Origin of the sequence: Arthrobacter sp. zg-Y820, assembly GCF_030142155.1 — a bacterium.
Classification (GTDB): domain Bacteria; phylum Actinomycetota; class Actinomycetes; order Actinomycetales; family Micrococcaceae; genus Arthrobacter_B.
This window is the reverse complement of the sequence record NZ_CP126247.1, coordinates 2,017,389-2,044,357: the sequence shown is the minus strand read 5'-3', so window position 1 is coordinate 2,044,357 and position 26,969 is coordinate 2,017,389. Positions and strand designations below refer to the sequence as shown.

The following is a 26,969-nucleotide window of genomic DNA, read 5'->3' as shown; positions in this document are numbered from 1 at the left end:
GTCCGGACGCGCGGCCGGGGGCGGGCAGAGTCTAGGCTGGGAACATGACTTCCCCGTCGGAGCGGTACAGAGCCGCGAAACAACTCGCCGAACACTCCAAGACCAAGCTGGCGGTCTTCGAGCAGCAGCTCGGGTTTGACCTTGACCCTTTCCAGACGGATGCCTGCCGCTCCGTGGAGGCCGGCCGCGGCGTCCTGGTGGCCGCCCCCACCGGTGCGGGAAAGACCGTGGTGGGGGAGTTCGCCGTCTACATGGCCCTCGAGCGCGGGCTCAAGGCGTTTTATACGACACCCATCAAGGCCCTGAGCAACCAGAAGTACCTGGAGCTCTCGGCGTCCTACGGTGCGGAACGGGTTGGCCTGCTGACCGGCGACACCAGCATCAACCCGGACGCCGACGTCGTCGTCATGACCACCGAAGTGCTGCGGAACATGCTGTACTCCAACTCCGCCACCCTGGATGACCTGGGTTATGTCGTGATGGATGAAGTGCACTACCTTGCGGACCGCTTCCGCGGTGCCGTCTGGGAAGAAGTCATCATCCACCTCCGCTCGGACGTGCAGCTGGTCTCGCTGAGCGCAACGGTCTCGAACGCCGAGGAATTCGGGGCCTGGCTGGACACTGTCCGGGGCGACACCGACGTCGTGGTTTCCGAGCACCGTCCCGTCCCGCTCTGGCAGCATGTAATGGTGGGCCGGGACATCATGGACCTGTTTGAATCCGATGTGTCCTTCGACGAGGCAGCCGAACCCGAGCAGCCTGCCGGCGTGCAGGAACGCTACCGGGTGAATCCCGAGCTGCTGGAGCTGGCGCGCGCCGAGTCGCGCATCAACCAGCGCGGACACTGGGGCGGTTCACGCGGTTCCTCCCGCGGGGGACGCCGGGACGCACCGCGCCGCGGGCACGCCGGGCCGCCGACCACCCGGATCCCGAAGGCCTCGCGCCCGGCCGTCATAGCCCAGCTCGAGAAGCGGGGCCTGCTGCCGGCCATCACCTTCATCTTCTCCCGCAACGGCTGCGAAGGTGCCGTCCGGCAGTGCGTCGAATCCGGCCTCTGGCTCACCAACGAGTCCGAGCGCCTGGCCATCGCCCGCATCGTGGACGAGGCCAGCCAGGACATCCCCGAGGACGATCTGGAAGTCCTGGGCTTCTGGACTTGGCGGGAGGGCCTGATCCGCGGATTCGCCGCCCATCACGCCGGGATGCTGCCCACCTTCAAGGAAGTGGTGGAACGGCTCTTCACCGCCGGGCTGGTCCGCGCCGTCTTCGCCACTGAAACCCTGGCACTGGGAATCAACATGCCCGCGCGCACCGTGGTCCTGGAAAAATTGGACAAGTTCAACGGCGAGGCGCACGTGGACATCACGGCGGGGGAGTACACCCAGCTCACCGGCCGCGCCGGCCGCCGGGGCATCGACGTCGAGGGCCACGCCGTGGTCCTGTGGCAGCCGGGCACCGATCCGGCCGCCGTCGCCGGTCTTGCCTCCCGGCGGACCTATCCGCTGAACTCCAGTTTCCGGCCCACGTACAACATGAGCATCAACCTCATGGCCCAGTTTGGCCGTGAGCGCTCCCGCGAGATCCTGGAGTCCTCCTTCGCCCAGTTCCAGGCCGACCGCTCGGTCGTTGGCCTGGCCAAGCAGGTGCGGTCCCGGGAGGAATCCCTGGCCGGCTATGAAAAGGCCATGACCTGCCATCTGGGGGACTTCACCGAGTACGCGGCACTGCGCCGCCAACTCTCCGACGCCGAGGCGCAGGCCTCGAAGTCCCGCGCGCGGGACCGCCGGTCCGCCGTCGCCGCCTCGCTGGATGCCCTGGCCGCGGGCGACGTCATCCTGATTCCGGGCGGCCGGAACTCCGGCTATGCCGTGGTGCTGCCGCAGGACGCGCAGCAGGGCAGGGAGGCACGGACCACCGTCCTGACCGAGGACAAGCAGATCCGCCGGATCACCGCCTCCGAGCTGGACGGGGCCGTGGAAACCGTTTCGCACATCCGCATTCCGAAATCCTTCAACTCCCGGACAGCGAAGGACCGCCGTGATTTGGCCTCCTCGGTCCGCAACGCCCTGCATGATCACCGGCCCCCGCGTGCGGCAGCCAAACGCGGCGCGCTCCACCTGGCCGCCGACCGGCAGGAGCAGGCCATCACTGAACTGCGGCGGAAGATGCGCGCACACCCCTGCCACGGCTGCAGCGACCGGGAAAACCATGCCCGCTGGGCCGAACGCTGGTGGAAGCTGCGCCGGGAGACGGACACTCTCGCGGCGCAGATCCGAGGCCGCACCAACACCATCGCCAAGACCTTTGACCGTGTCTGCGATGTCCTGGGGCACTACGGCTACGTAGCTCCGGACGAGACCGGACGATCGGCGGTGACTCCGGCCGGCCAGAAGCTGCGCCGGATCTACGGTGAGAAGGACCTGCTGATCGCTTTGTCCCTGCAGCACGGCGCGTTCAGCGACGTCGATGCGGCTGAGCTGGCGGCGCTGGCCACGACCCTGGTCTACCAGGCCAAGCGCGAGGAGCGGGGCGTGCGGCCGCGGCTGCCCAGCGTCTCCCTCGAGGTTGCCATGGACCTCATCGTCCAGCAGTGGTCCCGCCTCACCGACATCGAGGAAGCGGAGCGGCTGCCGCAAACTGGGGAACCCGAGCTGGGCCTGGTGTGGCCGATGTACAAGTGGGCCAAGGGCAAACACCTGCAGCTGGCGCTCAACGGCACCGAGCTGGCCGCCGGTGACTTTGTGCGGTGGACCAAGCAGGTCATTGACCTGCTGGATCAGCTGGCCAAAGTTCCGGACCTGCCCGACGGGCTGCGCCGGCGCTGCATCGATGCCATCGGCCTGATCCGGCGCGGCGTCGTCGCCTACTCCGCGGTCAGCGAATAACCCGCCCGGCAAAGCCGCCCCGCAGCTCCCCGCCGTCCCGATCCGGTCGGCGGGGATCTTTCAACCACACAGCTACAGAAAACAGGTAAGTCCTTGAACACCCAGCCTCCTTCCGGAACCCCGCAGCTGACGCTCTACCGCAACGGGTCCGTCTACAGCGCGGCAGATCCGTTCGCCACGGCGATGCTGGTGGAGGGGGACACCGTGGCATGGGTCGGCTCCGAACACGCCGCCACCTCCATTCAGGACTCACGGATGACGGTCGTGGACCTGCAGGGCGCCCTCATCACTCCCGGGTTCGTTGACTCGCACGCGCACATCACCGAAACGGGAGCGGCGCTGTCCGCCCTGGACCTCTCCCGAGCGGCCTCGCTGGCGGAGCTCCTCGAGCTGGTGGCCAAGGCTGCCGCCGGCACTGAGGGGCTGCTCACAGGCTACGGCTGGGACGAATCGGCGTGGCCCGAGCGCCGGGTGCCGACGGCTGCGGAGCTGGACGCCGCCTCGGGGGACCGGCCCGTGTATCTGGCCCGGACCGACGTGCACTGCGCCGTCGTGTCCGGAACCCTCGCCGCCACCCTGAAACTGGCGGAGCACGATGGCTGGGACAACGGCTTCGTGGTGCGTGCCGCACACACCCTGGCCCGCACCGCCGCCCGCTCCCTGGACCTGGTGCAGCGGTCGCGCTATCAGCAGGCTGCGCTGAAGCACGCCGCCGGGCAGGGAATCATCGCCGTGACCGAAATGGCGGCGCCGCACATTGCGCCCGTCGAGGACCTGCGCCAGCTGATGGGCCTGGAGGGCTCGCTGGGCGCGGACCCCCTGCCGCAGGTGCTTCCCTACTGGGGACAGCTGGCACAGACCGAGGCGGAACTGGCCGAAATCACCGCACCCTTCGAAGGGCGGCTAATCGGGCTGGCCGGCGACTTGAATATCGACGGTTCCCTCGGCGCCCGGACCGCGGCCCTGCGCGCACCCTACACCGACGCCCCGGAGTCCAGCGGCACCCTGTACCTGAGCGCCGAGCAAGCCGGACGACACTTGGAACTGGCCACCCGCGCCGGTCTCCAGGGCGGTTTCCACGTCATCGGCGACGCCGGCCTGGACACGGTCCTGGCCGGGCTGCGGATCGCGGCCGACGCCGTGGGTGAGGACCGCATCCGTGCGTCGCACCACCGCATGGAACATTTGGAACTGGCCGACGACGGCGCCATCGCCGAATTGGTGCGCTTCGGCGCCGTCGCCAGCATGCAGGCCGGTTTCGACGCCGCCTGGGGCGGCACCGGCGGTCTCTACGAGCAGCGGCTGGGGGAGCGGAGCGGATCCATGAACCGGTTCGCGTCCCTCCTTTCGGCCGGCGTGATGGTTGCCCTTGGGTCGGACTCACCGGTGATCCCGATGAATCCCTGGGCCGCCGTCCGGGCCGCAATTTCCCATTCCAATCCGGCCGAGCGGATCTCCGCCCGGGCGGCTTTCATCGGCCATACCAGGGCCGGATGGCGGGCCGCAGGGGCCGGAAACTTCATGCTGGGCCAGCTGGCTCCGGGCGCGCCCGCGTCCTACGCCATCTGGGAAGTCGAGGAGCTGATGGTGCAGACCCCCGATGCCAAGGGTGCCTCCTGGAGCACCGATCCCCGGGCGGGCACCCCGCTGCTGCCGGCGCTGGATACCGGACACCAGCCGCGCTGCCTGCTGACCGTCCACGACGGCAGCGAACTCTACCGGGCGGTAGGTTTCTGAGTTCAGGCGCACCGAAAAGCCGCGGCGGCTCGCCCGCGTGACCTGCACCGTCGGTCAAAGTACCTAGTCAGAAGCTTGTTGACAGAGATCAGACAGCACGTAGGCTAAGGGAATCGCAGGCGGACTTCGGGGAACCGAATTTGCTGCGCAGGAAATACCGCACACCGCACCGCTGTGCCGACCGGGTACTCGGCGGCCAAAACCGGGTACCGACCAGGTACGCAGTGCGCACCAGGGCAGGCTCAACCGTCAGTAGAAAACAGCCCCGGCTTCGGCCGGGCTGGCCCGAAGGCGGCAGGGCCTGCCCTTGTGTGTGACCGGCGCGGCATTGGAGCTGGACGTTGGCGCAGGCTCACTCCCATATACTGGGAAGTCTTGCCGGGGTACCGACCCCACGGCTGCGTTCGTGCAGCCTATTCCCAATGAAAGGCGAATGCGTGCGCGTCCTGACCATCATCCCGACCTACAACGAGATCGAATCCCTCCCCAAGACGCTTCAGCGGCTGCGGGCGGCGGTGCCGGACTCGGATGTACTGATCGCGGACGATAACAGCCCGGACGGCACCGGCGCCTATGCGGACGGAATCGCCGCCGTCGATCCTCAGGTCCATGTCCTGCACCGCAGAGGCAAAGAGGGCCTCGGGGCAGCGTATATCGCCGGGTTCCGCTGGGGCCTGGCGCGGGACTACGACATCCTGGTGGAGATGGATGCCGACGGATCCCACAAACCCGAGCAGCTGCCGCTGCTGCTGGCCGCTGCCGAGGCAGGGGCGGATCTGGTCATCGGTTCGCGCTGGGTGCCCGGCGGATCCGTGGTCAACTGGCCGCTGCACCGCAAAATCCTGTCCAGGGGCGGAAGCACCTACTCCCGCCTGATGCTGGGAATCGGCGTCCGGGACATCACCGCCGGCTACCGGGCGTTCCAGCGCACCACCCTGGAAAAGCTGGACCTGAGTGCCGTGGAGTCAGTGGGCTACGGCTTCCAGGTGGACATGACGTTCCGTGTGGCCCGCCTCGGGCTGAGCATCAAGGAGGTGCCCATCACCTTCGTCGAGCGTGAGTTCGGCGCCTCCAAAATGAGCGGCAACATTGTCTTCGAAGCGATGGCCAACGTCACCAAGTGGGGCCTGGGTGCCCGCTGGAAGAAGCTGACCAAGCGCGGCTAACCCTTCGGGGTTAACAAAAGGGAGGGGGCTGCCGGACGGCAGCCCCCTCCCTTTATGCGGCGGAGTTACTTCTTCGAAGCAGAAGTGCGCTCTCCGCGGCGTTCGCGCAGGATAGTCAGACGGTCCTGCAGGATCGTTTCCAGCTCTTCAATGCTGCGGCGTTCCAGCAGCATGTCCCAGTGCGTACGCACCGGCTTGTCGTTGCTGGTGTCCGGCTTCTCGCCGTCGACCAGGAGGGCTTCCTTGCCGGTCTTGGATACCCAGACCGGAGGAACGTCGGCCTCGGCGGCGAACGTCACGAATACCCGTTCGCCGTCCTCGCAGCGGTATTCCACCCGCTGGCGGGGAGCCGGCTCAACGCCGGATTCAGTCTCCATGCTCTGCGCGCCAAGGCGCATACCCCGCAGGCTGCGATCGCTCATCTTTTCTCCCTCTTCAGTCCGAAGGATCCACAGGGGACCCATCTGTAGTGCTGTTGGTACCGTTCCGCTCCGGTACCTTCACGTGTGTGTCGCCGAGCCGTCGAACGCAGAGGCTGCATCCGAGTTCCTGTGCCGTCCCGCAGGCGGCCCAATGAATTCAACGCCGATTTCGCGCCAAATGTTCCAACGCGAACGTCCGCGACCGGTTTCAATGGGCGGGCCAAGGGACAGACCCCGGCAAACAACCAATTATACCGGCCGCGGACGGCTTCGCTAACCGCGGCAGCTAGCGCTGAACGTCGGGGGAGTCGGCGAGGGTCGGAGCTTCCGCCGTGGGAGCGGCTGTTGTCGGACCGGATGCGGCCCCGGCGGTGTCCGGAACCGATCCGTTGGCCGCGGAAGCAGCCGGCGTGCTGCCGTTGGCTGCCGGCATGTCGGGAACAAAGTTCCCCAATGCGCTGCCGACGCCCTTCAGCGCCTCGCCCAGCTCACTGGGGATGATCCAGAGCTTGTTGGAGGTTCCTTCCGCCAGCTTGGGCAGGGTCTGCAGGTACTGGTACGCCAGCAGGTTCTGATCCGGGCGGCCCTTGTGAATGGCCTCGAAGACCTTGTGGATGGCCTGGGATTCGCCGTCGGCCCGGAGGATGTCGGCTTTCGCATCACCTTCCGCAGCGAGGATGGCAGCCTGCCGGCGGCCTTCCGCGTTCAGGATCTGGGCCTGCTTGGTGCCCTCGGCCGTCAGGATGGTTGCGCGGCGTTCGCGCTCGGCACGCATCTGCTTCTCCATGGAGTCCTGGATCGACAGGGGCGGTTCGATGGCCTTGAGCTCCACCCGGGACACCCGGATGCCCCAGCGGCCGGTGGCTTCGTCAAGGACGCCGCGCAGCTGGCCGTTGATGCGGTCGCGCGAGGTCAACGCTTCTTCGAGGTTCAAGCCACCGACCACGTTGCGCAGGGTGGTGGTGGTCAGCTGCTCCACCGCGTGGATGTAGTTGGCAATTTCGTAGGTGGCGGCACGCGGATCGGTGACCTGGAAGTAAACAACCGTGTCGATCGAGACCACGAGGCTGTCTTCGGTGATCACCTGCTGCGGAGGAAAGGACACCACCTGTTCGCGGAGGTCCAGCAGCGGCAGCAGCCGGTCCACAAACGGAATCAGGATGGTCAGGCCCGGGTTGAGCGTGCGCTGGTATTTACCCAGCCGCTCGACGACGCCGGCGCGTGCCTGCGGAATGATCTTGACCGATTTCACCAGGATGACCAGGACAAAAATTATCAGTACAGCCAGAATGATGATGAGGCCGGTGGTTCCGGGACTCATATTCCCCCTTCAGGTTTTGGCGGACCCGAGCGGGCTCGCCTGGTTCTGTGCCGGCGGCGGCTGCCGCCGGATAAAAACGCCGTCTCCGGCGGTGGTTCCTCAGCGCTGTTCGCTGCCGCGCTCGTCAGTGGGCCTGGCATCCGATGGATGCGCCTCGGTGGAATGGGCACCGGAAGGGGCGGGAACGACGACGGCGGTGGCCCCGTCGATGCGGGTCACCAGGACCGGTGCGCCGGCGGTCAGGCTGGAGCCGTCAGGCGTGCGCGCGGTCCAGATGTCGCCGCCGATCTTAACGGTTCCGGCGGTGCCGGAGACGGCTTCCAGGGTGAGCGCCGGTGCGCCGATGAGGCGGTCAATGTTGGAGCGCTGGTCCTTGGGGCCCCGGTCCAGGTGCTTCAGCGCCAGCGGCCGGACGAGGACTATCATCAGCAGCGCCACGATGCAGAAGACCACGACCTGCAGAAACAACGGCGCTCCGAAGAGGGCTGCCAGCATGGCACCCAGGGCGCCTACTGACAACATGGCGAAAAAGAGGTCGAGGGTCAGCGTTTCGATGGCGGCCAGGGCCAGGAAGAGCACGAGCCAGACGGCCCAGCCGTAGTCAAGCAGCCATTGGTATACGTCCTGCATATCGTTCCCTTCGGCTCCGCAGGCTATGGGCCGGCGGTCGGGTTGTGCGGGCGGTGTTGCCCATTCTGCCTGAAGCGGACCGGTTTTGTCCGTGCAACACCGTTGCCGACTATAACGTTTGGGTGCCGCTTTCCGTGTCCGGCGTCATACTCCGGCCCCTCGGGGGAGTTCCGCTGCCCGAAAGAGCTGGAGCGAAAACGCTGCCGTGACGGGGACGGGGCCGGTGAGCTGGGCAAGGTTTCCGGCGAGGGCCTCCCGGTCCAGGTGGCGGGCGGAGGGTCCCATGAGGGCGACATTGCTGATGTCGGCCGCGGAGAGCTGCATGCGGTATTCGCAGTGCAGGGTCCGTTCCGGGCGGAAATGTTCCTCCAGGGCACCCGTGACCCGGGATTCCTTCTCGTCGCCGATCTCCAGCATCCCGGCCAGGGTGCGGATTTCCTGCAGATGCGCCGGTTGCGGCGTGACGACGGCCAGGACCCCGTTCCCGCGCAGCACGCGCCGGAATTCCGCGGCGTTGCGGGGTGCAAACACGTTCAGCACTGCATCCACCGAGGCGTCCGCCAGCGGCAGCGGGCGCCACACATCCCAGACGAGGCAGCGGGCCGCCGGCAACGCCCGCGCGGCGCGCCGCAGTGCAAACTTTGAAATGTCCAGGGCCACCGCGTCAGCGGCCGGAAGCCTCTCCGTGACAACGCCCAGGTAGTAGCCGGTGCCGGCGCCGGCGTCGAGCACTGTTGGCGCTTCGGGGGTGGCAGCGGCCACCAGGCCGGCGAGCTCGTCAGCCATCGGCCGGTAATGTCCGGCGGCCAGGAAATCGACCCGGGCCTGCACCATCTCGGCGGTATCGGCCTGGAATTTGGTGCCGGAGCCGGTGAGCAGGTTGAAGTATCCCTGCCGTGCGGCGTCGTACCGGTGCCCGCCGGGGCAAGTGAGGACGGGGGCGTCGCCTGCTCCCGGGGAGGCCAGAGGCCCGCGGCAGACGGGGCACAGCAGGGACACGGGAGCAGGGGGCATCCTTCCATCTTAGGTGCGCCGCTGCGGCGTCCGGGAATTCCCGCGGTAGTAGGCTTCACCGGGTGAAACCAAGTGACCTGAATCTCCTGCACTCTGTCTCTGTTCCTACAATCCATCCGGACGGCACGCGGGCGGTGGTGTCAGCAACCCGGCCCGACTTCGCCGCTGACGCCTACGTGGGCCAGCTCTGGTCAGTGCCGCTGGGCGGCGGAACTCCGCGGCGCATCACCCAGGGCTTCGCGGACACCCAGCCGCGTTTCTCGCCCGACGGCGAAGTGCTCGGATTCCTCCGCTCCGTTCCCGGCGGCAAACCGCAGCTGTACGCCGTTCCCGCCGCAGGCGGAGAGCCGGTCCGGCTGACCGACTCCAAAATGGGCGTGAGCTGGTTCCGTTTCTCCCCGGACTCCGCCCAGCTGGTGTTCTCGTCCCGGGTTCCGGCGCACGGGCGGTACGGCACGGTCGACGGCGTTGGCCCCGGCGCCGAGGACCCGCGGCTCATCAGCAGCTACAAATACCGGGCCAACGGCGCCGGCTACACGGCGGACAAGCGGGTGCAGGTCTTCCTGCTGGACCTGCCCGCCCTGGATGCCGAGCCCTGGATCGCACCGGTTGGACGGGCCAAGGAGGCCTCCGGACAGGCCGGGGACTCGGCTGACGGCGGCATCGGCGGGGGCTTCCCCGAGGCCCGCCAGCTGACGCATGCCGACGCCGACGCCACGGCACCGGTGTTCTCCGCCGATGGAAAGCACGTTCTGTTCACCGTGGCGCTGCACTCCGGCGCAGACGAGGACCTGGTCTCGGACATTTACGCCCTGGCCCTGACCGGGACCGAACCGGAACGCCTGACGAACACTGCAGTTGAAAGTGAAACGCTCCTGGGAGTTTCGGAGCCCACCCCGAGCGCCGACGGGCAGTGGCTGTACTTCCTGGCCCAGGACCTTTCCGGCACCGGCAAGGACTTTGTGGCCCGCAACACTGCCCTGTACGTGCTGCCGGCCGGTTCGGACGGTCCGGCCCGGCGGCTCACCGACCCGGAGGATACCGATCTGGCGGAAGGCGGCATCGTGCCCGCGGGGGAGTCGGAGGTGTTGGTGTTCAACCGCACGCGCGGCTCCGTTGAACTGCTGCAGATTGATGCCGGGGGTGAGCGCCGGGTGCTGGCCTCCGGCCCGCTCGTGGTCCAGGGCGCAGCGGCGGCGGCGGGCGCCGTCGTCGTCAGCTATGCCGACGGCACCACGATGGGGGAGGCGGCGCTGCTGGAAGCGGGCGGGCTGCGGCCGCTGACTGATTTTTCGGCGCAGCTGCGGAAGGACACCAGGGTGGCTCCCGCGCTCGAGGAAATCCACCCGTCCCGGGACGGTTATCCGGTGCACGGCTGGGTGGTCCTGCCCGAGGGTCCGGGCCCGCATCCGGTGCTGCTGAACATCCACGGCGGTCCGTTCGCACAGTTCGACTGCGCCTATTTCGACGAGGCGCAGGCGTACGCGGCTGCCGGCTACGCGGTGGTGCAGTGCAACCCCCGCGGTTCCGCAGGTTACGGACAGGCGCACGGCCGGGTTATCAAGGAAGCCATGGGAACCAGGGACCTGGACGACGTCCTGGCCTTCCTGGAGGGCGTGCTGGCAGCGCATCCGGAGCTCGACGGCGCCCGCTTGGGAGTCATGGGCGGCTCCTACGGCGGCTACCTGAGCGCCTGGACGACGGCGAACGACCACCGGTTTACCGCAGCCATCGTGGAACGCGGCTTCCTGGATCCGCTGTCCTTCACCGGATCGGCGGACATCGGCTGGTTCTTTGGTCCCGAGTACACCGGCACCAACACTGATCAGGTGCTCGCCCAGAGCCCCATGGCCCGTGTTGGTGACGTGCGCACCCCCACGCTGGTAATCCACTCCGAGGAAGACCTGCGCTGTCCGGTGGAGCAGGCCCAGCGTTACTACACCGCCTTGAAACAGCACGGCGTTCCGGCGGAGCTGCTGCTGTTCCCCGGCGAGAACCACGAGCTGTCCCGGGCCGGAACTCCGTGGCACCGGCGGCAGCGCTTTGAGCACGTCCTGCGCTGGTGGGAGCAGTGGCTGAAGCCGGGCAACGCGTAAGCCGCCCGGAAGCCTAGAAGCCCAGGATCCGCTGGGCCTCGTCGATGGACGGCGAGGCCCAGCGGCGCAGGTATTCGGCGTTGCTGCACAGTGAGCGGGTCAGGACCTTGTCCACGTAGACGGTGCCGTGCAGATGGTCCGTTTCATGCTGGACAATCCGGGCCTGCCAGCCCTGGAAGTCCCGGCGCACGGCAGCGCCGTCGGAGTCGGTGAAGTGCAGCGAGACGGATCGGGCACGCGCCACGACGCCCTGATAACCGTTAAAGGAGAGGCAACCCTCGAAAAACTCTGCAGTCTCCGCGCCCACCGGCGTGTAGCGGGGATTGATTGCAGTGAAGAACGGCAGGGGGTGGCGGTCGCGGACGTCGGTGATGTCCGGATCGGCGTCGAACCGATCTTCCAGGACGGCAATCTGCAGCGGGATGCCCAGCTGCGGCGCTGCCAGCCCAACGCCAGGAGCGGCATGCATCACCCGGCGCATCAGGGTGATGAGTGCACTGAGCTCTCCGGCGGTCAGCTGCCCGTCGTAGGGAAGTGCGGGCTGGCGGAGAGCGGGATGTCCCAGTTGGACGATCGGCGGCAGCTCCGTTTCCAGCAGTGGAAGGACCAGATCGCGGATGCGGGGAGTTTCTGTGGGCACCGCCCCATCCTAGTTGCCTTCCGCCGTGATCAGGCCAGCTGCTGGACCTTCACGGGTGCCGACTGACACTGAATGAGGCAAAAAAGAACCGGCCCGGGTGCCGCGGCTGAGCCGCTGGCACCCGGGCCGGGGGAGCAGTGGTCCTAGCCTTCGCAGTCCACGCAGTACGCGTCGCCGTTCTTCTCCTTGGCGATCTGTGAGCGGTGCCGCACCAGGAAGCAGGACATGCAGGTGAACTCGTCAGCCTGGGCCGGGACAACCTTGATGAGCAGTTCTTCGCCGGACAAGTCAGCACCGGGAAGTTCGAAACCGTCGATGGCATCCGTCTCGTCAGCGACGTCCCGAACAGCCGTCATTGCGCCGCCGCGCTGCTGGGCTTTCAGTCCTTCAAGGGAGTCGCTGGGGCGGTCTTCTTCCTTGACGCGCGGAGCATCGTAATCAGTAGCCATGGAAAGTGCTTATCTCCTGAATTTTGGGGGGTTGAGCGTAGATCATATAGGCAGATGGGCCGATTTCACCAACTGAAGGCGTGACGGCATATCTTAGGGCCTGTTGTGCTTCTGCGGAAGTGATCGGCGTCCTATTTTTTGGGCAGTTTTAAGGAAGTTCGGGCTTGCGAACGGGCCGGGAACGTTGCGGGGGGACGGGCCGGGACTGTCGGTTATGTCAGGTTGGGCTTCGCTGTCCGGACGCCGGAACGGACGTTATGACAAGCTGGCGGGTGAGCTGCGGGGCCGGCTGACCCGGGGGGGGGGACGCGTTATGTCAACAAGCAGGCTCAGGAGAATTTACTCGTTCGTCGATGCCGGGGGACGTTATGTCAACTCATTCGGCAGGGCATCCGGGAGGGGTTGTGCCGCGTTTTGGTGCGACCTGTAGGTGCAGTCTGGGCCCATTCTGGCTTGCTGCGGCCCGGAGCGGCCGGCGGGCCCGGAAGAGCAGCTGCCAGCAGCTGCTGGCCGCGGAAATAAAGGCCGAAATCCGGGGGATTGAGTGCCCGAACACCAGGTTGCTGATTTGACGGTAAACCCCTTCCGGCGGGCTTGGATATAACGCCGATAATCTACATTATGTCAAGTAGTGCCGAGAAGGGGCTCCCCTGCCGGCTTTCCGGGGCCTGCTGACGCGCTGCTGTGGCGGTGGGACAATCGGGGTAGCTGAGCGGCGACCGATGAAGCAGCACGCAGAATCCGGGAGTCAAGCCAATGAATGAGACATCAGCCCCAAGCCCTCCGGCCGGACCGGTCAACAATTATCTGTTTGCGCTGACGGACGGCGGAGGAACCGTGCCGCCCGAACTCGGCGTCGCCCGGCGGCTCCTCGACCGCGGCCACCGGGTCACCGTTCTCGCGGAGGAATCGATGGCCGACCAGGTGGACGCCACCGGTGCCTCGTTCATTCCCTGGACCGAGAGCCGGGGCCAGTTTCAGGACTGGCAGCTCCGCACCCCGAGGAGCCTGCTGCGCGGCACCGTCGACCACATGTTTGCCGGTCCGGCCCCGGCGCAGGCGCGGGACACGGTCCGGGCCCTCGAGCAGCTGGCGCCGGACCTGGTGCTGACCTCCTTCCCCGCCATCGGAGCCATGATCGCTGCCGAGGGGCGCGGTGTCCCCTTCGACGTCCTGTTCCCGAATCTGTACGCCCTGCCCGCGCCGGGCCGGCCGCCGTTCGGTGCAGGGCTGCAGCCAGCCCGCGGCCCACTGGGCCGCGTGCGGGATTGGGCCGCGGACACGGCAAGCACATCTGTGTTCGACCGGTATGCCCTGCCCCGCATCAATGCCCTTCGCGCAGAGTACGGGCTCGCGCCAATTGCACATTCCTGGGACCAGCTTCATCACGCCAGGCGTGAGCTTGTGCTCACCTCGGCCTCGTTCGACTTCCCCGCGCCGCTGCCGCCAAACGTCCGCTATGCCGGACCAGTGCTGGACGACCCGTCATGGGCGGTCAACGACAGCTGGGCGCCGACGTCCGGTGATGACCCGCTGGTGCTCGTTGCACTGTCCTCAACATTCCAGAACCAGGCCGAGTGCCTGCAGCGCATTGTGGACGCACTTGGGAGCCTTCCCCTGCGCGGGCTGGTGACCACCGGGCCGGCCGTCCGGCCGGACGCGATTCGAGCGCCGGCCAATGTCGCCGTCGTCGCCTCCGCTCCGCATCAGGAGATATTGCGGCAGGCACGCCTCGTGGTCACGCACGGCGGCCACGGCACCGTGATGAAGTCACTTGCTGCGGGAGTGCCGATGGTTATTCTTGCCCATGGCCGCGACCAGTCGGACAACGCCGTGCGTGTCACGGTGAGAGGTGCCGGCGTCGCACTCCCCCGCCGTGCACGGACGCCGCGGATCGCCCGGGCCATCGCCGACGTCGTGGCTGCCGGGACCTACCACCAGGCTGCGGCGGAGCTCGGTTCGGCCATCACGCACGACGCCGCCACCAGCCCGCTGGTCAGTGAACTCGAGGACCTTCCCGCCCGGCCGGAGAGCCGGTTTTCCGGATAAGTCCGTGCCGTGCCGGACGTCAGGTGCGGCGCAGGTGCTCCCGCAACCCCGGAATGGCGAAGTCCAGCAGTCCTCGGCCGGCCGGCTGGACCAGGCCAGCGTCAATCAGCCGGGCCCGATAGTTGCCGATCGTGTTTTTCTGGTCACCGAGCCGCTTTCCGATATCCGCGGTGGACGCCGGCCCGTCATCTTCGGACATGGCCCGGAGGAAGTCGAGGTCCTTGGGCGACGCCGTGGAGAGCGCCGCACCGATGACAACGCGCGTGTTCCGCCGGTGGGCGGCGGCTAGGGCCAGATCGACGGTTTCGGCGGTCATCGGGCCGTCGGTGCCCTCGGCCAGCTGCCAGAGGTGGTAGCCAATGAGCTGGATCAGGAACGGATAACCGCCGGTCGACACGGCGGCCGTTCGGATCAGGTCCGGATCCAGCGGATGGGCGAGACCCGCGAAGGTCTCCCGGTAGGACTCCTCCACCTCGTCGATGGCCGCAGCGTGCAGATCGATCCGATCGGCTCTGCGGAGGAACGTGGCCACTCCTTCATTGAGCAGGTCGGACACCGCCGCGGGAAGCCCGGCGAAGACCAGCGCGATCGGCAGCCCGTCGCGGATGAAGTGCTGCACGGAGGCGGCGAGCTGGGCCAGTTCATCCCGGTCGGCACCGTGAATTTCGTCCAGGGTGATGGCCAGCCCGGTTTTTTGGGCGTCGAGCAGGCGCAACAACTGCTCGCCCACCTGGCGCCATCCGGTCTGCTGCTCGGGCGGCAGTTCGGTGGTCAGCGAAAAACCGGCGGCGCTGATTCCGGTGATCCTGCGCCCGGGCGGCCCGTCGCCGAGCTCCTCGGCGTGCGCGCGCATGGACTCGCCGATGCGACCCAGGAAACCGCGCGTTGCGGTCTCCGAGACGACGGCCCAGCCCTGGCTGCGTGCCTCATCCTCCGCCTCGCCCAGCATGACCGTCTTGCCGATGCCCCGGGCGCCGGTAAAGATGGTCAGGAGTCCCGGGGCGCCTGAACGGATGCGCAGTCCGTACGCGAACTCGTCCAGCAGTCCGGCGCGGCCGATCAGCTGCGGTGGTTCGGCTCCTGCAGTGGGCCGGAACGGATTACCCGCCGGATTCGATGCCAATACGTCCTCCTGTGAACAGTTGTGTACACAGTGTACTTGGGTGAACCCGGCGCGGCGCCCTGGTTGTCACTTCCCGAGTGCTGCCAGCGGCTCGAACGCCTCGTAACTTTGTCCGTGCGGTCCGGTGAACGCCCGGGGAGTCCCGTCCTGAGCCAGGACGGTCCTGCCGCCGGCGCCGCGGGGAAGGCGGGCTGCGATGGCCGGAACAATCTGCTCCCCCTCGTTGCTGATCCAGGTCACGTCCAGGGACTGCACCAGGTCCAGGAAGCGGGAGCGACGCTCCTGGTCCAGGTAGACCAGCACTGAACTGTGGAACACGACCACCGTGGCGTCCTTCGGAGCCTCGGAGACCAGGCGGGGCAGGGCCTCCACCATGTCGCCCCGGACCAGGTGCGGCGGGTCGGCTGCGACGATGGAGGCCGCCGCCCGGAGGCGGGTCCGGCGGGCCTCGTGTTCCGGCCACACGAGCGTGTCGAGCCACTCAAGGTCCGCGCTGTCACGAACGTCCAGGGGATTCAGGTCGATCCCGGCACGCCACACCACATCGGGCAGCCGGGAGGGCAGAGTCGGGCCGTCGAAGGAGCAGGGAAGCTCGACGGCGCTGGGTCCGTCCGCCGGATGCAGAAGGTGCTCCCCCGCCGTGCTCCGATAGCGGTAGCTGTATCGATCCGGATACAGGCAGAGACCAGCCGACGCTCCCGCTTCAATGAGCGCCAGCGGCCCCTCAATCCTGCTGAGCAGCGGCAGCAGCACGGCGCACCGGCTGGCCTCGTTCGTCTGGGTCATCCGGGACCTGATGATCGGTTCAACCCGGGGCCAATGCCTGAGAAGCCAATGGCGGAATTCGGGATACGGGGCGAGCGGCGCACCGGCGGACCGTGCGCCGGCAAAGACCAGGTTGGGCTGCTTTTTAATGCCCGGGAGCGCGCTGATCAATTCCAGCACGGCCGGATCGTCCGAAATGGACGACGCCCACTCCGCGTACATCGGCGAGGTGGGACGCGCTTCAATCTCTGCGAAGCGCCGCTAAACGTCAGCTGTGGCGGGGGTCATGGCTTCACCCTAAAACACAACTGCCAGACAGCTGTCGAAATGAACGGCAGGAACCCTTGCGTCCATTTAGCAAATCTACTTGCCGCATAAATCAGACTACAAGTCAGCATCTTTTCGGCAGATCTTGGACGGATTCAAGATCTTCCGGGTCCGGGGTGAAAAGGAGTTCGACCGATACTTGGAAAAGGTGAGCGACACGGAAAGCAGGGGGTAACCCGGGTCGAATTGTCCGCTTTCAAGAGAAGCGATGGTTTGGCGTGATGCGCCAACTCGTTTACCGAAACACCCAAGGCACGAAAACAAGCATGCCCCGTGAAACAACCTGGGCCCGGAAGAAGCATCCGGTGAAGGATCCTTCAGTGTCCGCTTCCATTGATGTTGGTTCGACGGCTGGTGATTCTAAAGCGCGTGATGCGCTGGATCATGACGGGATACAAGTGAAGGATCATCCCGAGAAGCAGAATCTGTGCAGCACCTCGAGGATGTGATGTAGCCGCGGCCATGATGGCCAGTACTGCGGTGGCGGAGAAGCCGAGAAGGTGACCGGTTTCGGACTGCTCAGTCCCTCTAAGGAAGCGGGCTGTGACTGATGCTCCTTGCTCTGTTCGACGCATCTGTTCGATGATCCTGTTCCAGCCGACGAGGCCGAGTAATCGTCGGAGTGCCTCCGCTCCCAGCAGGGTGTAAATCCGTGGCTCGAACGGTCTGACCCGGTAGCGGTAGCGGGCAACGTCCACCAGTGCTGGACCTGTCAGGAGCGCCATGAAGAGAAAGGCGCTCTGGACAACGAATGCGTAGACGAAGTGATCGGGTCCTATGGCGAACCAGCCAGCGACCGCTAGTCCGAGACCGAACACCAGACCCGCAGTCGTCGAGCCAAGTTGTCCACTCGGTGACCTGAGATACGTGCTTCGTCGGATGTTCATCTCGGTGCGTGCTGCTGCTCTTGTTCGTCGATCCCCCGTTGTCATGCCCCCGATTCTAGCCAGAGCCTTCCTCCGGGCTGTCCCATAGGGCGATCCCTCAGTGAGAAATGCTCAGCGCACGCTTGACCAAAGGCCATAGCGGGTCCAGCCGGTTGATCCAGGGATCTGCCATTACGCCGCCGCCAGCCGCCGTTCGATCACCTCCGGCATCAACCACTCGGCCGCTATGACTTCGCTACGTTGCAACGTCAGCCGCGCATTCGACCTCGCGCGTGACGTAGAAGTCGAGGAGAGCTGAGGTCTCGACGAAACCGGCCAATTGGTGTGTCAGTGTCGACGGCTCCACATTTAGACCCGACTCCTCCCGCAGTTCCCGGCTCGCTGCATTCGCGCTCGATTCACCAGCCAGAGCACTCCGGCCCGGGAACGGAGCTCCCAACTGAATGGGAACTCGTTAGCTGCACACTGGGTAAGCACAATTGCCTTCCTCACGCTGTGCACAGACCGCGACAACCAGATGAAAGCATCCGGACGGCCACCCCTCAGCACCCCTGCGAAAGATCTCTCCGGTCGGCGTTCCCTCGGTGTCCAAGATGTCCCACCACCCGCCGTCGCTGCTCATCGCGTCATTCTGTCGTAAGGTCCAGGTGCCGATCAACGCACCTCTCCGTGCCCGTAAGCCGATCCCCCAGCGCGACCCGGGGCGGGAGGCTGTCGACAGGAACATGGCATGGCAGACGTGCCTGTCGTTACGAAACGCGCCCGGATCGATCTAGTTATGCATCGGTCCCCACCCCGGTTAGGCTACCCATCATGATTGCCGGCATTGAGACACCGACCACTCGCGGCCGCGGGCCGGTCTGGCTGCTGCATCCCATAGCGATCCTTATCCTGGCGTCCTGCTTCGCCTACGGGGCAATCAACTATGACTCGCTTCCAGATACAGTTCCAACCCACTGGGGAGCAGGCGGGCACCCTGATGCCTGGTCCCCGAAGTCCTTTAACTCGGTGTTCTTCCCCTTGATGATGGGGGCCGGAGTCAGTATCTTTCTGTCTCTGATCACCGCGGCGGTGCCCATGATGGTTCCCCCAGATAGGGACGCTACTCCGTGGGGGCTCTACCGCAGGGAAGGAATGATCCGCGGCACGGTGGCAGCCTTGGGCGGCACCTCCGTCCTGTTAGCCGTCATTGTCGGATTTCTGACGGTGGCAGGTTGGAAGAATCCGGATCATGTTCCTTTGTGGCCAGCGCTTTTACTAACCGCGTTGATCCTTGGAGTCGTCTTGGCCTCCTACGCGGCCGCTTCACGTTGGGCGCGCCGCACCGCATTGGATAGGGGAATCCGGCCCACTGCAGCAGAGCAGGAAGAGGAAAAGCTCTGGACCGTGGGCGGGTTCTACAACAATCCCGAGGATCCGCACGTCCTGGTCCCCAAGCGCACCGGTACAGGCACCGGCTTGACGGTGAACGTGGGTAATTCCAAGGGGCGCACGGCCGTCGTCGTTTTTCTGAGTGTCGTTGTTGTCTTTCCACTTGTCTTAGGGACCATCGTGGCGCTCTAGAACGAAATTTCTCCTATTCGGCTGCAATCCGCAGACCCCACGCACCTTAGACGCAAAGTGTGCACGGAAACGATGCCGGCTGCCCGCTCCGACGTCGATATTCCAGAACGGAGCACGTTAGGAAAGCAGAAGCAGCTAGCACCATGGCAAGGTCCAGCACCGGCCGCCACCATTCCGGCAGCTTCTCAGCAAGCATTATCGTGCCACCCCGAAAACAATCGAGACCCCAAACAGATAGCTGCTCCATGCAGTCATATCCACAGCCTAACGGCCGCAGATATTCTGAGATGAGCCGCCCTAAAGTCGATCCTCCATGGGATCGCGGTGAGGCCTCGGTGGTGAAGCGACCCGCTGCTTTCCGGCTACTTGCCAGGGGTCCTTGGTCGACGCCGTGCACCACCATACGTTCCTGCTGGGATCACGACCAGTCCCGCGGCGCAAATCATCGCAATCCACTCGCCGGTAGCGACGCTTACCCACAACCCGAGAATGAGTACCACCAGGCTGAAGGTCAATGGCAGAAACATAGAAGGAGCCGAGTTCTTATTTCCCTGGTTATTCGCCATAGGTGAAGCCTAGACGAGGGGCCGCAGATTAAGAGTCTCTTGCCAGCAGCCCTCGTGAGCGAGCTTCTTGTAGCCCGTAAGCCGGTCCCTCACGGTGCACTTCAGCATTCCCGCAAAGCTCCCTCACGGTGCACTTCAGCATTCCTGCAAAGCTCCACATTCCATAGCCACCGCCGATGCATGTAAGACCCGTACGGTGACATGCACGGTAAGGGCACCTTATCTGCATTGTCTGAGCGAAAGATTGCACGCGGCTCGACTAACGAACACGGCCCCACAGCTCAGTGGGATGTATTGGCGCCCTTCGGGGTTGACGCCGGGAACATCACTGCACGACAAAGGTGAGCACGCCCAGGCTGGACTGGCTGAACTGCTTGCCATCTCCCGCCCTGCGATCTACCGCAAGGTGCAGCCACGAGCAGTCGCGGCCATGTCCCAACCTGGTCAATAGAACTGATGCGGCCGCGGCGCGCGGGCCGGTGAAGGGCTAAGCAGTTTTTTGCCGCTGTCGATATTCCGGAGCCCCGAACGACGACATAGTGGAAGACGCACAGTGCTTCCCCCAGCGTGTCCCCCACCGCGACTAAGGAGCAGGCCATGAAGTACATGTTCATCATGCGTTCCACCGACGAGGCCAAGGCGGCCTATCAAAAGCTGCCCATGGAAGAGGTCATCAACCAGATGGGCGCCTACAACGAGTCAATGATCAACGCCGGCGTCCTGCTGGCCGGCGAGGGGCTGGCCGACGCAATCCAGGACAACTTTGTCGTCGACTTCGCCGAGGATCCGCCGCTGGTAACCGACGGACCATACGGCGAGACTCATGAACTGTTCAACGGCTTCTGGATCATTCAGGCCGCCTCGAAGGAAGAGGCTGCGGGGTGGGCGGGCCGTTGCCCCCTCGGACCCGGATCAAAGCTGGAAGTCCGCCGGGTCACTGATGCCTCGGACTTTGCCGACTTCGCGGACAACGAGTACATCCAAAAGGAAGAGGGATGGCGCGACGTCGAAGAAAAGCTGCGCGCTGAGAACGGGTAGCTGAACAGCGGCGGCTCACCACAACGACGAGCCCCGGGTCAGGCGTCCTTGCCCCGCCTCGCCGAGGGCGCCTTCACGGCAGCACTCAGCGACATCACCAAACAGGAAGTCCAGACGGCTCCGCTGGGTCCCAGCGGAGCCGCGGCCAGTCCCGCCATCCCGGGCAGCAGAGCGAACGACGCCGAGACCGCGCCCACCGCCGCCGCGTCACCTCGGAGGGCTAGGACCTTGTAGGAGATGAGCGGGCGGGCCAGGTTGATCGCGGTCTGGCTGAAAACGGCAGCCAGCGCCAGCATCCAGAGCCAGGCGGCAGAGCGCGGTGCAGCGAGGAGGAACAGCCTGTGGAAGGCGCCGCTATTTTTCCAGCTGCCGTCGATATCCCTGAGTTCGAATCGACGGGATAGTAGAAGACGCAGACAGTGTTCCTGCACAGCGTCCTTACTTCGGTGAAGGAGCGAGCCATGGCCACGGATCAGCCCGGAGCTGCCTCTCCCCCGGCGGCGGCTGTGAGCCGCCGCCTTGAGGCGGTCTGGCGCATCGAGGGTGCCCGCATTGTCTCGGCGTTGGCCCGCGTCACCGGTGACGTCAGTCTTGCGGAGGACGTCGCCCAGGAGGCCGTTGCCGAGGCCCTGGCGCAGTGGCCGCAGGCCGGAGTGCCGCGCAATCCGGCAGCCTGGCTCACCACCGTCGCCAAGCGCAGGGCCATCGATGCCTGGCGGCGGGCCGACAGGTTGGAAGACCGGTACCAGGTGCTGGCAACCGGAATGCCGGACGAAGGCGGCGTGGACTGGAATCCGGTGCCCGACGATGTGCTCCGCCTGATGTTCACTGCCTGCCACCCGGTGCTGTCCCGGCAGGCTCAGGTCACCCTGACCCTGCGGGTCGTCGGCGGCCTGAGCACCGAACAGATCGCCCGGCTTTTCGTCCTCCCGGCTGCCACCGTGCAGCAGCGCGTTGTCAGGGCCAAGAAAACCCTTGCCGCCGCCAAGGTTCCGTTCGAAGTCCCCGAACCAAATGAATGGGGGCCACGGCTCGGCGGTGTTTTGGGTGTCGTCTACCTCATGTTCACTGAGGGGTACGCTGCAACTTCCGGGGACACCTGGATCAGACCTGATCTGGCCGGTGAAGCACTGCGGATCGGGCGGATTTTGGCCGGACTGGTGCCGCAGGAGCCTGAGGCCCAGGCGCTCGTCGCCCTCATGGAGTTCCAGGCCTCGCGCTTTTCGGCCCGGACCCGGCCCGACGGCTCTGCGGTGCTGCTGGCCGACCAGGACCGGACGCAGTGGGACCGGACTCAGATCCAGCGCGCCCGGGCCGCCCTTGCCCGGGCCGATTCGCTGGGCCGGGGGCGGGGAAGCTACGCCCTGCAGGCGGCCATCGCGGAATGCCATGCCGTGGCTCCCCGTCTTGACGGCACCGATTGGGCGCAGATTGTGCTGCTGTATGAGGCGCTCGGGCAGGTGGCGCCCAGCCCGGTGGTCGAGCTCAACCGAGCCGTGGCGGTGTCCATGGCCACGGGGCCGGCCACCGCCCTCGCCATCGTGGACCAGCTTGTGGCTCAGGGTACCCTCCGCCGGTCGCATCTGCTTCCCGGCGTCCGTGCCGAACTGCTGGTTCGTCTTGGCCGGTTGGAGGAGGCGCGCGGAGAATTCGCCGCAGCCGCAGCACTGGCCAAGAATGTCCGCGAGCGCGAGATGCTGGAACGGCGGGCGGCCGGGGGCTGATTCAGTGGGGACCCTGATTTAAGGAAGACACTGATTTACGGAAGAGACTGTGGCTCCTTGCGGGAGAACCAGAGGGCCAGACACAACGCTGCACCCCACACGAGAAACAGAGGATCCCAGAGCCAGGCGTGGCCAACCATTGCGGCGGCGTCGTAACCGCCTGCCGGACGGATGGCTCCCGCCAGCACCGCAGCGCCGGTGACGGTGTTAGCCGCCCCGTAGATTGTCAGAAAGATGCCGCCGATCCAGCTCAGGGCACGCCAGAACCGTTGCCACGGCAGTTGCCCGTAGATAACCGCTGGCGGAATCGCGGCGGCCAGCAGCTTTGCCGTGCCGATGGCGCCCAGCACCAGACCCGCCTCAAGCGGAGCTTGGGTTGCGTGCTCGACAGCCCATGCACCCACTGTGGCCAGAAGCCACCTGCCGCCGACGGCCCAGTACAGGCTGAAGGCTGCGTGCACCGCACCCGCGGCGCACGCGACCCACACGAAAGTTCGGCTGAGCCGTTGATGATGGGAGGGCTCCACGTTTGCACTTTAGCCACGCAGCTGGTCCGCCTCCAGAGCCCATGCCCTGTTCCCTGGCCTTTGTTCCTTACCCTTGCCCCCTGTCCCCCGTCCAGAGTGCCTGGCCCCTGTCTCCCTACCCCTCCAGTCCCGTCCGCCGCCTCCTGGCAGGAACGACGACGGCGGGTTCTGGCTGGCGGGGCTGCAGGCTCAGTCGCAGATCGGGTCTCACGACTCCAAAAAACAGGTACTTTCGCCGGATGTCCGGTAATTCGGAACGCCGTAAAGTGTGGCCTTCGCAACTAAAATCGAACGCATGTACTACTCTCGAGCTGCCGAAGGCGGCAACCGAAGCACTGGATTCACAGACGTAAGCGAGCGCGTATTGGGAGCCGCAGCAGGTTCCGGCCCTGCGCTGGTGGATCTGGAGGCTGCTGAGCGGGCCCGGCTGATCGACGAAATCCGTGCCCTGGAAGACCTGAAGTCAGCGGTCGCGGCAGCGCAGGCACGCGCAACGGCGGCGTTCGATGCCTCGAGCCGTCGCTCCCAGGCCCGCGCCGGGCTGAAGGCTGATCAGCTCGGCCGGGGAATTGGCTCTCAGATCGGGTTGGCTCGGCGGGAGTCTCCCCGCCGCGGAACCCAGCTGCTGGGCTTGGCGAGAATCCTCACCACCGAGATGCCCCATACCTTGAATGCCCTCTCCCAAGGGGCGATCAGTGAATATCGGGCCACGATCCTCGTACGGGAAACGGCCTGCCTCAGCCTGCCGGACCGGCAGTGTGTGGACGAGCAGATCGCCGGAAACCTCGCCGAGCTTGAACAGCTCGGGGATGCGAAGCTGATCGCCAGGGTCAAGGCCCTCTCCTATGGCCTGGATCCGCACAGTGTGGTTAACCGTGCCGCAAAGGCCGTCTCGGAACGGTATGTCTCTTGTCGCCCTGCACCTGACACCATGACCTATCTGACCGGCTTGCTGCCCGTGACTCAGGGTGTTGGCGTCTATGCTGCCCTGTCGCGGGAGGCTGACCGGCTGCGTGCGTCCGGAGATCCGCGGGGGCGAGGCCAGATCATGGTGGACACACTGGTCGAACGGGTGACCGGGCAGGCCCGGGCCGAGGATGCACGAATTGAGGTGCAGCTGATCATGACGGATCGGACGATGCTGCACGGACTCATTCCCATCTCCGGCTTCCGTCCAGCCAAGGCCGGAAAGAGCAGCAGATCCGCTGCCAGCCATGTCGCACCCGCCGCAAATGCTGGAGCCGCAGCCGGCAACGAGATGACTGGGGGCCGTTCAGGCGGAGATTCCGCAAGTCTTGTTCCCGATGGGGCTGAACCTGCAGTGCTGAACGGCTATGGAACGGTGCCGGCACAGTGGGCGCGGGATCTCGTCCGCGGCTCCCGGCCCGGCGGGGATAAGTCACCCGGCGATGCGGACAATGCATCCGATGAGGATGATCCGGGCGGTGCAGCTGGGGCAGCGGGCAACAATGCCGGCTGGGGCAGGAAGCCGCTTCGCCCGGATCCGCAAACTGAGGTTTGGCTCCGCCGTCTCTATGTCGCTCCCGACACCGGCCGGCTCACCGGCATGGACTCCCGGGCGCGGCTGGTGCCCGACGGTCTGGCCCGGCTGATCGCTGCCCGTGACCAGGTCTGCCGGATGCCGTGGTGCGGTGCACCAATCCGGCACTATGACCATATCCGTCCCTTCCGAGAGGGCGGTCTCACCAGGGCGGAGAATATTCAGGGGCTGTGCGTGGCATGCAATCAAGCCAAGGTGGTCACTGACGGCGCCGGGGACGCCGCCCCTACCGTCCATACCGGCAACCGGAGCGTTCACGGCCACCCTCCAGTACTTGGGGCGGCACCCTGTGCTGACGCGGACGCCCACTGGTCATGTGTACCGGTCATTAGCGCCACGACGACCGACAGGGACCATCAACGGATATGGCCACTCGGAATGACTTAGCGGCTGGTTGAGATGATCAGCGAGCGCCTGGCAACTGGCAAACTGGCGGCGAGCGCAGGAGTGCCCCGTGTCGAGTGCCGTCCCCGTGGAAAGCACCTCGGAACACACACCGCTGATTGATCGAACACCTGTTCGATGATCGCATCCCAGCGGGCAGCCCTATGGCCCCGAAGTTCCCTCCGTAGCCGCCTCCGCGCGGGTCCGCGGGCTCAGCAGTGGCAGTACGGCCGCCAGGCACACGGCCGCTGTCGCTGCAATCAGCACACGGTAGTCGACAACGCCGATCACCGCCGCCGCTGCCATCGATACAGCTACCTGGGGAACATTGAGAACCACATGTGTTGCTGCCGCAGTCCTGCCCTGCATTCGGGCGGGCGTTTCGCGCTGGCGCAGCGTGACAAAGGGGATGACTGCCCAGGGAGCACTGATACCCAGCAATACCGTGCCGCCGAAAACAACCGGCAGCGAGGGCGACGCCGTCAGGAGGACGCCCACAGCCAGCACTGCCACGGAAAAAGCGATCGTGGTCCGGATGCCAAACCTGCGGATTACCCGGGAAGCAGCAAGGCCCCCAAGGACTGACATCGCCCCCTGCACGCCAAGCAGTACGCTGAGGAACTCAGGTGGCTGTCCCAGGCCCTGCTCAGTGGTGGCGAAAATGGTCACATTGATGACTCCCACAGCGCCAACCGCAATGGACATGGTGACGAGCGCCGGTCGAAGCAGCGGGTGGCGGGCCAGGAAGCGGAACCCCGCCGTCGTGCTCTGCCAGAAGGTCTCTTCGCCATCCTCCGTGAAAACCGACTCCTTGATCCGCAGAGTGGTGAGTATGCCTGCGGCCACCACAAAGCACCCGCATGCGAGCAGCACCACGGATTCCATGCCCCACAGCGCCAGCATGCCGGCGCCCAGCAACGGTGAGACAATCCGCAGGCCCTGGTCAATGCTGCTGAGGATGCCGTTGGCCGGCGCCAGGAGCCGGTCCGCCAGCAGATCGCGGAGCAGGCCGGACTGCGCCGCAGCGGTGACATAGGACGAGTTCGCATAGACGAAGACCACCGCGTAGACCAGCCACAGCTGATCGGCATCGCGGACGGCGAGCAGGACCAGGACGACGGCGGCAGCGCAGATGTTGTTGATGATCACCAGGGGCTTGCGGCGGTACCGGTCAGCGAGCCTTCCGGTCAGCGGAGACAGGAGCGCCGGCAACCCCAGTGCGGCGAAGACCAAACCGGCGGCCGCGTCGCTGCCCGTGAGTTGTTTGACCCAAATCGCCGCCGTCAGGTACAGGACGGAGTCACCGAAGTTGGAGAACAGCCAGGCCAGGGCCAGACGACGGAACGCCGGGAGACTGAGGGCCTCACGGTTGGTGCCAATATCGGTGACGGAGGATCCGGAAGCTGTGGGGCTCATGCGCTGCCGCCCGCGGGTGCAGACTGTTGCCCGGCTGCGCCCGGCCGCCCATCCGGATCAAGTCATCGCGCAGCTTTCGGATTTCCTCGTGAGTGGCATAAAAGCTGGAGTTGGAGATGGTTGCCACGTCCATGTCCTCAAAGGGCAGCTGGGGCGCGCGGCGGAGCCAGGACTGGATGCGGTCCAGCTGCCGGTTCACATGGATGGCCGCCATTGTGGAGAGTGCATGCACTGAGCCGGGGATGCTTCGGTCGGGCACATGGGATCTCCCCCGGGACAGAACCTTCCACGGCTTCTCCCGGCCCGTCCTGCCGGCCTGTTCGATGTAGCCGTGCCTGGCCAGCATGCGCAGGTGATAGGAGCAGCTGGCAACGGATTCACCTGTCGCCGCTGCGCACTCTGTTGCCGTTGCCTGCTCAACGTCGTCCAAAAAGTCCAGCAGCTCAAGCCGCAGCGGATGGGCCAGGGCCCTGATGCGGATTGGATCCGCGATGACCTCCTCCCCGGCCCGCGCCGCATAGGTCCCCGTACGCGAGGTAGAGGGGCTGTCGGGGCCGGAGGCATCGCTGTTGTCGTTCGGGGCAGGAATCATGCCCACAGTGCGCATTCTAAAGAACGCTTTAGCAAGGGATGTTTAGGAGTGCCCAGCTGGGAGGGGCGGCGGCGGCCGGGCACACGG

Annotated in this window: 21 protein-coding genes and 1 pseudogene; 9 read left to right on the top strand and 13 right to left on the bottom strand. The window is 65.9% G+C overall.

Translation table 11 applies throughout. From position 1 onward, the window contains the following. Positions 1-44 precede the first annotated feature (44 nt). The 3 genes from QNO08_RS09255 (at position 45) to QNO08_RS09245 (ending at position 5,788) form a co-directional block, all read left to right on the top strand. Positions 45-2,885 carry a DEAD/DEAH box helicase gene (locus QNO08_RS09255; RefSeq protein ID WP_229965836.1) on the top strand — a complete coding sequence of 947 codons (2,841 nt, stop codon included), beginning with the start codon at positions 45-47 and terminating at the stop codon, positions 2,883-2,885. Positions 2,886-2,978: 93 nt separating this feature from the next. Further along, positions 2,979-4,622 (top strand): amidohydrolase, encoded by a 1,644-nt coding sequence (locus QNO08_RS09250; RefSeq protein ID WP_229965837.1) that lies wholly within the window; start codon positions 2,979-2,981, stop codon positions 4,620-4,622. A gap of 437 nt (positions 4,623-5,059) precedes the next feature. After that, positions 5,060-5,788, top strand: a complete 729-nt coding sequence (locus QNO08_RS09245) for a polyprenol monophosphomannose synthase (RefSeq protein WP_229965846.1) — start codon at positions 5,060-5,062, stop codon at positions 5,786-5,788. 65 nt (positions 5,789-5,853) lie between these two features. Here QNO08_RS09245 and QNO08_RS09240 read toward each other — a convergent pair whose 3' ends face one another. The 4 genes from QNO08_RS09240 to QNO08_RS09225 form a co-directional block, all read right to left on the bottom strand. Then, the gene (locus QNO08_RS09240; RefSeq protein ID WP_229965838.1) at positions 5,854-6,210 is read right to left on the bottom strand and encodes an RNA polymerase-binding protein RbpA; all 357 of its coding nucleotides are present in this window, start codon (positions 6,208-6,210) and stop codon (positions 5,854-5,856) included. A gap of 286 nt (positions 6,211-6,496) precedes the next feature. Continuing rightward, entirely contained in the window at positions 6,497-7,531 is a 1,035-nt protein-coding gene (locus QNO08_RS09235; protein WP_229965839.1) for an SPFH domain-containing protein, read from the bottom strand. A 99-nt stretch (positions 7,532-7,630) separates the two neighbouring features. Beyond that, a complete protein-coding gene (locus QNO08_RS09230) occupies positions 7,631-8,161 on the bottom strand; it encodes an NfeD family protein (RefSeq protein WP_229965840.1) in 531 nt (176 codons plus the stop codon). Between the two features lie 144 nt (positions 8,162-8,305). Next, on the bottom strand, positions 8,306-9,175 hold the full coding sequence (locus tag QNO08_RS09225; RefSeq protein ID WP_229965841.1) for a methyltransferase domain-containing protein: 870 nt from the start codon (positions 9,173-9,175) through the stop codon (positions 8,306-8,308). 62 nt (positions 9,176-9,237) lie between these two features. On the opposite strand from QNO08_RS09225, the gene QNO08_RS09220 reads away from it, so the two are divergent. Further along, a complete protein-coding gene (locus QNO08_RS09220; protein WP_229965842.1) occupies positions 9,238-11,271 on the top strand; it encodes a S9 family peptidase in 2,034 nt (677 codons plus the stop codon). A 13-nt stretch (positions 11,272-11,284) separates the two neighbouring features. On the opposite strand, the gene QNO08_RS09215 is transcribed toward QNO08_RS09220, so the two are convergent. Together QNO08_RS09215 and QNO08_RS09210 are read right to left on the bottom strand one after the other, a co-directional pair. Beyond that, the gene (locus QNO08_RS09215) at positions 11,285-11,911 is read right to left on the bottom strand and encodes a peptide deformylase (protein WP_229965843.1); all 627 of its coding nucleotides are present in this window, start codon (positions 11,909-11,911) and stop codon (positions 11,285-11,287) included. Between the two features lie 143 nt (positions 11,912-12,054). After that, the gene (locus tag QNO08_RS09210) at positions 12,055-12,360 is read right to left on the bottom strand and encodes a DUF4193 domain-containing protein (RefSeq protein WP_229965847.1); all 306 of its coding nucleotides are present in this window, start codon (positions 12,358-12,360) and stop codon (positions 12,055-12,057) included. A 756-nt stretch (positions 12,361-13,116) separates the two neighbouring features. On the opposite strand from QNO08_RS09210, the gene QNO08_RS09205 reads away from it, so the two are divergent. After that, positions 13,117-14,409 (top strand): glycosyltransferase, encoded by a 1,293-nt coding sequence (locus tag QNO08_RS09205; protein ID WP_229965848.1) that lies wholly within the window; start codon positions 13,117-13,119, stop codon positions 14,407-14,409. A 19-nt stretch (positions 14,410-14,428) separates the two neighbouring features. Here the strand turns inward: QNO08_RS09205 and QNO08_RS09200 are convergent, their stop codons facing one another. The 3 genes and pseudogenes from QNO08_RS09200 to QNO08_RS09190 form a co-directional block, all read right to left on the bottom strand. Continuing rightward, entirely contained in the window at positions 14,429-15,532 is a 1,104-nt protein-coding gene (locus tag QNO08_RS09200) for an ATP-binding protein (protein ID WP_229965849.1), read from the bottom strand. Positions 15,533-15,598: 66 nt separating this feature from the next. Further along, positions 15,599-16,546: pseudogene (locus tag QNO08_RS09195) on the bottom strand (DUF2332 domain-containing protein); the annotation flags it as partial. A 395-nt stretch (positions 16,547-16,941) separates the two neighbouring features. After that, positions 16,942-17,511, bottom strand: a complete 570-nt coding sequence (locus QNO08_RS09190; protein ID WP_284155582.1) for a glycosyl-4,4'-diaponeurosporenoate acyltransferase CrtO family protein — start codon at positions 17,509-17,511, stop codon at positions 16,942-16,944. An 813-nt stretch (positions 17,512-18,324) separates the two neighbouring features. On the opposite strand from QNO08_RS09190, the gene QNO08_RS09185 reads away from it, so the two are divergent. Together QNO08_RS09185 and QNO08_RS09180 are read left to right on the top strand one after the other, a co-directional pair. Beyond that, the gene (locus QNO08_RS09185; protein ID WP_229965852.1) at positions 18,325-19,074 is read left to right on the top strand and encodes a DUF1648 domain-containing protein; all 750 of its coding nucleotides are present in this window, start codon (positions 18,325-18,327) and stop codon (positions 19,072-19,074) included. A 1,163-nt stretch (positions 19,075-20,237) separates the two neighbouring features. After that, a complete protein-coding gene (locus tag QNO08_RS09180; protein WP_229965853.1) occupies positions 20,238-20,678 on the top strand; it encodes a YciI family protein in 441 nt (146 codons plus the stop codon). Positions 20,679-20,716: 38 nt separating this feature from the next. Here QNO08_RS09180 and QNO08_RS09175 read toward each other — a convergent pair whose 3' ends face one another. Beyond that, positions 20,717-20,974, bottom strand: a complete 258-nt coding sequence (locus tag QNO08_RS09175; protein ID WP_229965854.1) for a hypothetical protein — start codon at positions 20,972-20,974, stop codon at positions 20,717-20,719. Positions 20,975-21,139: 165 nt separating this feature from the next. Here QNO08_RS09175 and QNO08_RS09170 point away from each other — a divergent pair, with 165 nt between their 5' ends. Then, positions 21,140-22,402, top strand: coding sequence for an RNA polymerase sigma factor (locus QNO08_RS09170; protein ID WP_229965855.1), 1,263 nt, complete (start codon positions 21,140-21,142; stop codon positions 22,400-22,402). A gap of 35 nt (positions 22,403-22,437) precedes the next feature. Here the strand turns inward: QNO08_RS09170 and QNO08_RS09165 are convergent, their stop codons facing one another. Continuing rightward, positions 22,438-22,929: a DUF3995 domain-containing protein gene (locus tag QNO08_RS09165; RefSeq protein ID WP_229965856.1), complete on the bottom strand. Its 492-nt coding sequence runs from the start codon at positions 22,927-22,929 to the stop codon at positions 22,438-22,440. 364 nt (positions 22,930-23,293) lie between these two features. Between QNO08_RS09165 and QNO08_RS09160 the strand changes: the two genes are divergently transcribed. Next, positions 23,294-24,877 (top strand): HNH endonuclease, encoded by a 1,584-nt coding sequence (locus QNO08_RS09160; protein ID WP_284155581.1) that lies wholly within the window; start codon positions 23,294-23,296, stop codon positions 24,875-24,877. A 159-nt stretch (positions 24,878-25,036) separates the two neighbouring features. Here the strand turns inward: QNO08_RS09160 and QNO08_RS09155 are convergent, their stop codons facing one another. Together QNO08_RS09155 and QNO08_RS09150 are read right to left on the bottom strand one after the other, a co-directional pair. Then, the gene (locus tag QNO08_RS09155; RefSeq protein WP_229965858.1) at positions 25,037-26,290 is read right to left on the bottom strand and encodes an MFS transporter; all 1,254 of its coding nucleotides are present in this window, start codon (positions 26,288-26,290) and stop codon (positions 25,037-25,039) included. Continuing rightward, positions 26,238-26,882, bottom strand: coding sequence for a winged helix-turn-helix domain-containing protein (locus QNO08_RS09150; protein ID WP_229966092.1), 645 nt, complete (start codon positions 26,880-26,882; stop codon positions 26,238-26,240). Before QNO08_RS09150 ends, QNO08_RS09155 begins: the two co-directional genes overlap by 53 nt. Between the last annotated feature and the right edge of the window lie 87 nt (positions 26,883-26,969).

Excerpts from the sequence above, each read along its gene's own strand:
- QNO08_RS09210 (WP_229965847.1), bottom strand. The coding sequence starts at position 12,360 with ATGGCTACTGATTACGATGCTCCGCGCGTCAAGGAAGAAGACCGCCCC.
- QNO08_RS09170 (WP_229965855.1), top strand. The coding sequence starts at position 21,140 with ATGGCCACGGATCAGCCCGGAGCTGCCTCTCCCCCGGCGGCGGCTGTG.
- QNO08_RS09205 (WP_229965848.1), top strand. The coding sequence starts at position 13,117 with ATGAATGAGACATCAGCCCCAAGCCCTCCGGCCGGACCGGTCAACAAT.
- QNO08_RS09185 (WP_229965852.1), top strand. The coding sequence starts at position 18,325 with ATGATTGCCGGCATTGAGACACCGACCACTCGCGGCCGCGGGCCGGTC.
- QNO08_RS09190 (WP_284155582.1), bottom strand. The coding sequence starts at position 17,511 with ATGAACATCCGACGAAGCACGTATCTCAGGTCACCGAGTGGACAACTT.
- QNO08_RS09240 (WP_229965838.1), bottom strand. The coding sequence starts at position 6,210 with ATGAGCGATCGCAGCCTGCGGGGTATGCGCCTTGGCGCGCAGAGCATG.
- QNO08_RS09235 (WP_229965839.1), bottom strand. The coding sequence starts at position 7,531 with ATGAGTCCCGGAACCACCGGCCTCATCATCATTCTGGCTGTACTGATA.
- QNO08_RS09155 (WP_229965858.1), bottom strand. The coding sequence starts at position 26,290 with ATGAGCCCCACAGCTTCCGGATCCTCCGTCACCGATATTGGCACCAAC.
- QNO08_RS09255 (WP_229965836.1), top strand. The coding sequence starts at position 45 with ATGACTTCCCCGTCGGAGCGGTACAGAGCCGCGAAACAACTCGCCGAA.
- QNO08_RS09175 (WP_229965854.1), bottom strand. The coding sequence starts at position 20,974 with ATGCTGGCGCTGGCTGCCGTTTTCAGCCAGACCGCGATCAACCTGGCC.
- QNO08_RS09230 (WP_229965840.1), bottom strand. The coding sequence starts at position 8,161 with ATGCAGGACGTATACCAATGGCTGCTTGACTACGGCTGGGCCGTCTGG.
- QNO08_RS09150 (WP_229966092.1), bottom strand. The coding sequence starts at position 26,882 with ATGATTCCTGCCCCGAACGACAACAGCGATGCCTCCGGCCCCGACAGC.
- QNO08_RS09225 (WP_229965841.1), bottom strand. The coding sequence starts at position 9,175 with ATGCCCCCTGCTCCCGTGTCCCTGCTGTGCCCCGTCTGCCGCGGGCCT.
- QNO08_RS09180 (WP_229965853.1), top strand. The coding sequence starts at position 20,238 with ATGAAGTACATGTTCATCATGCGTTCCACCGACGAGGCCAAGGCGGCC.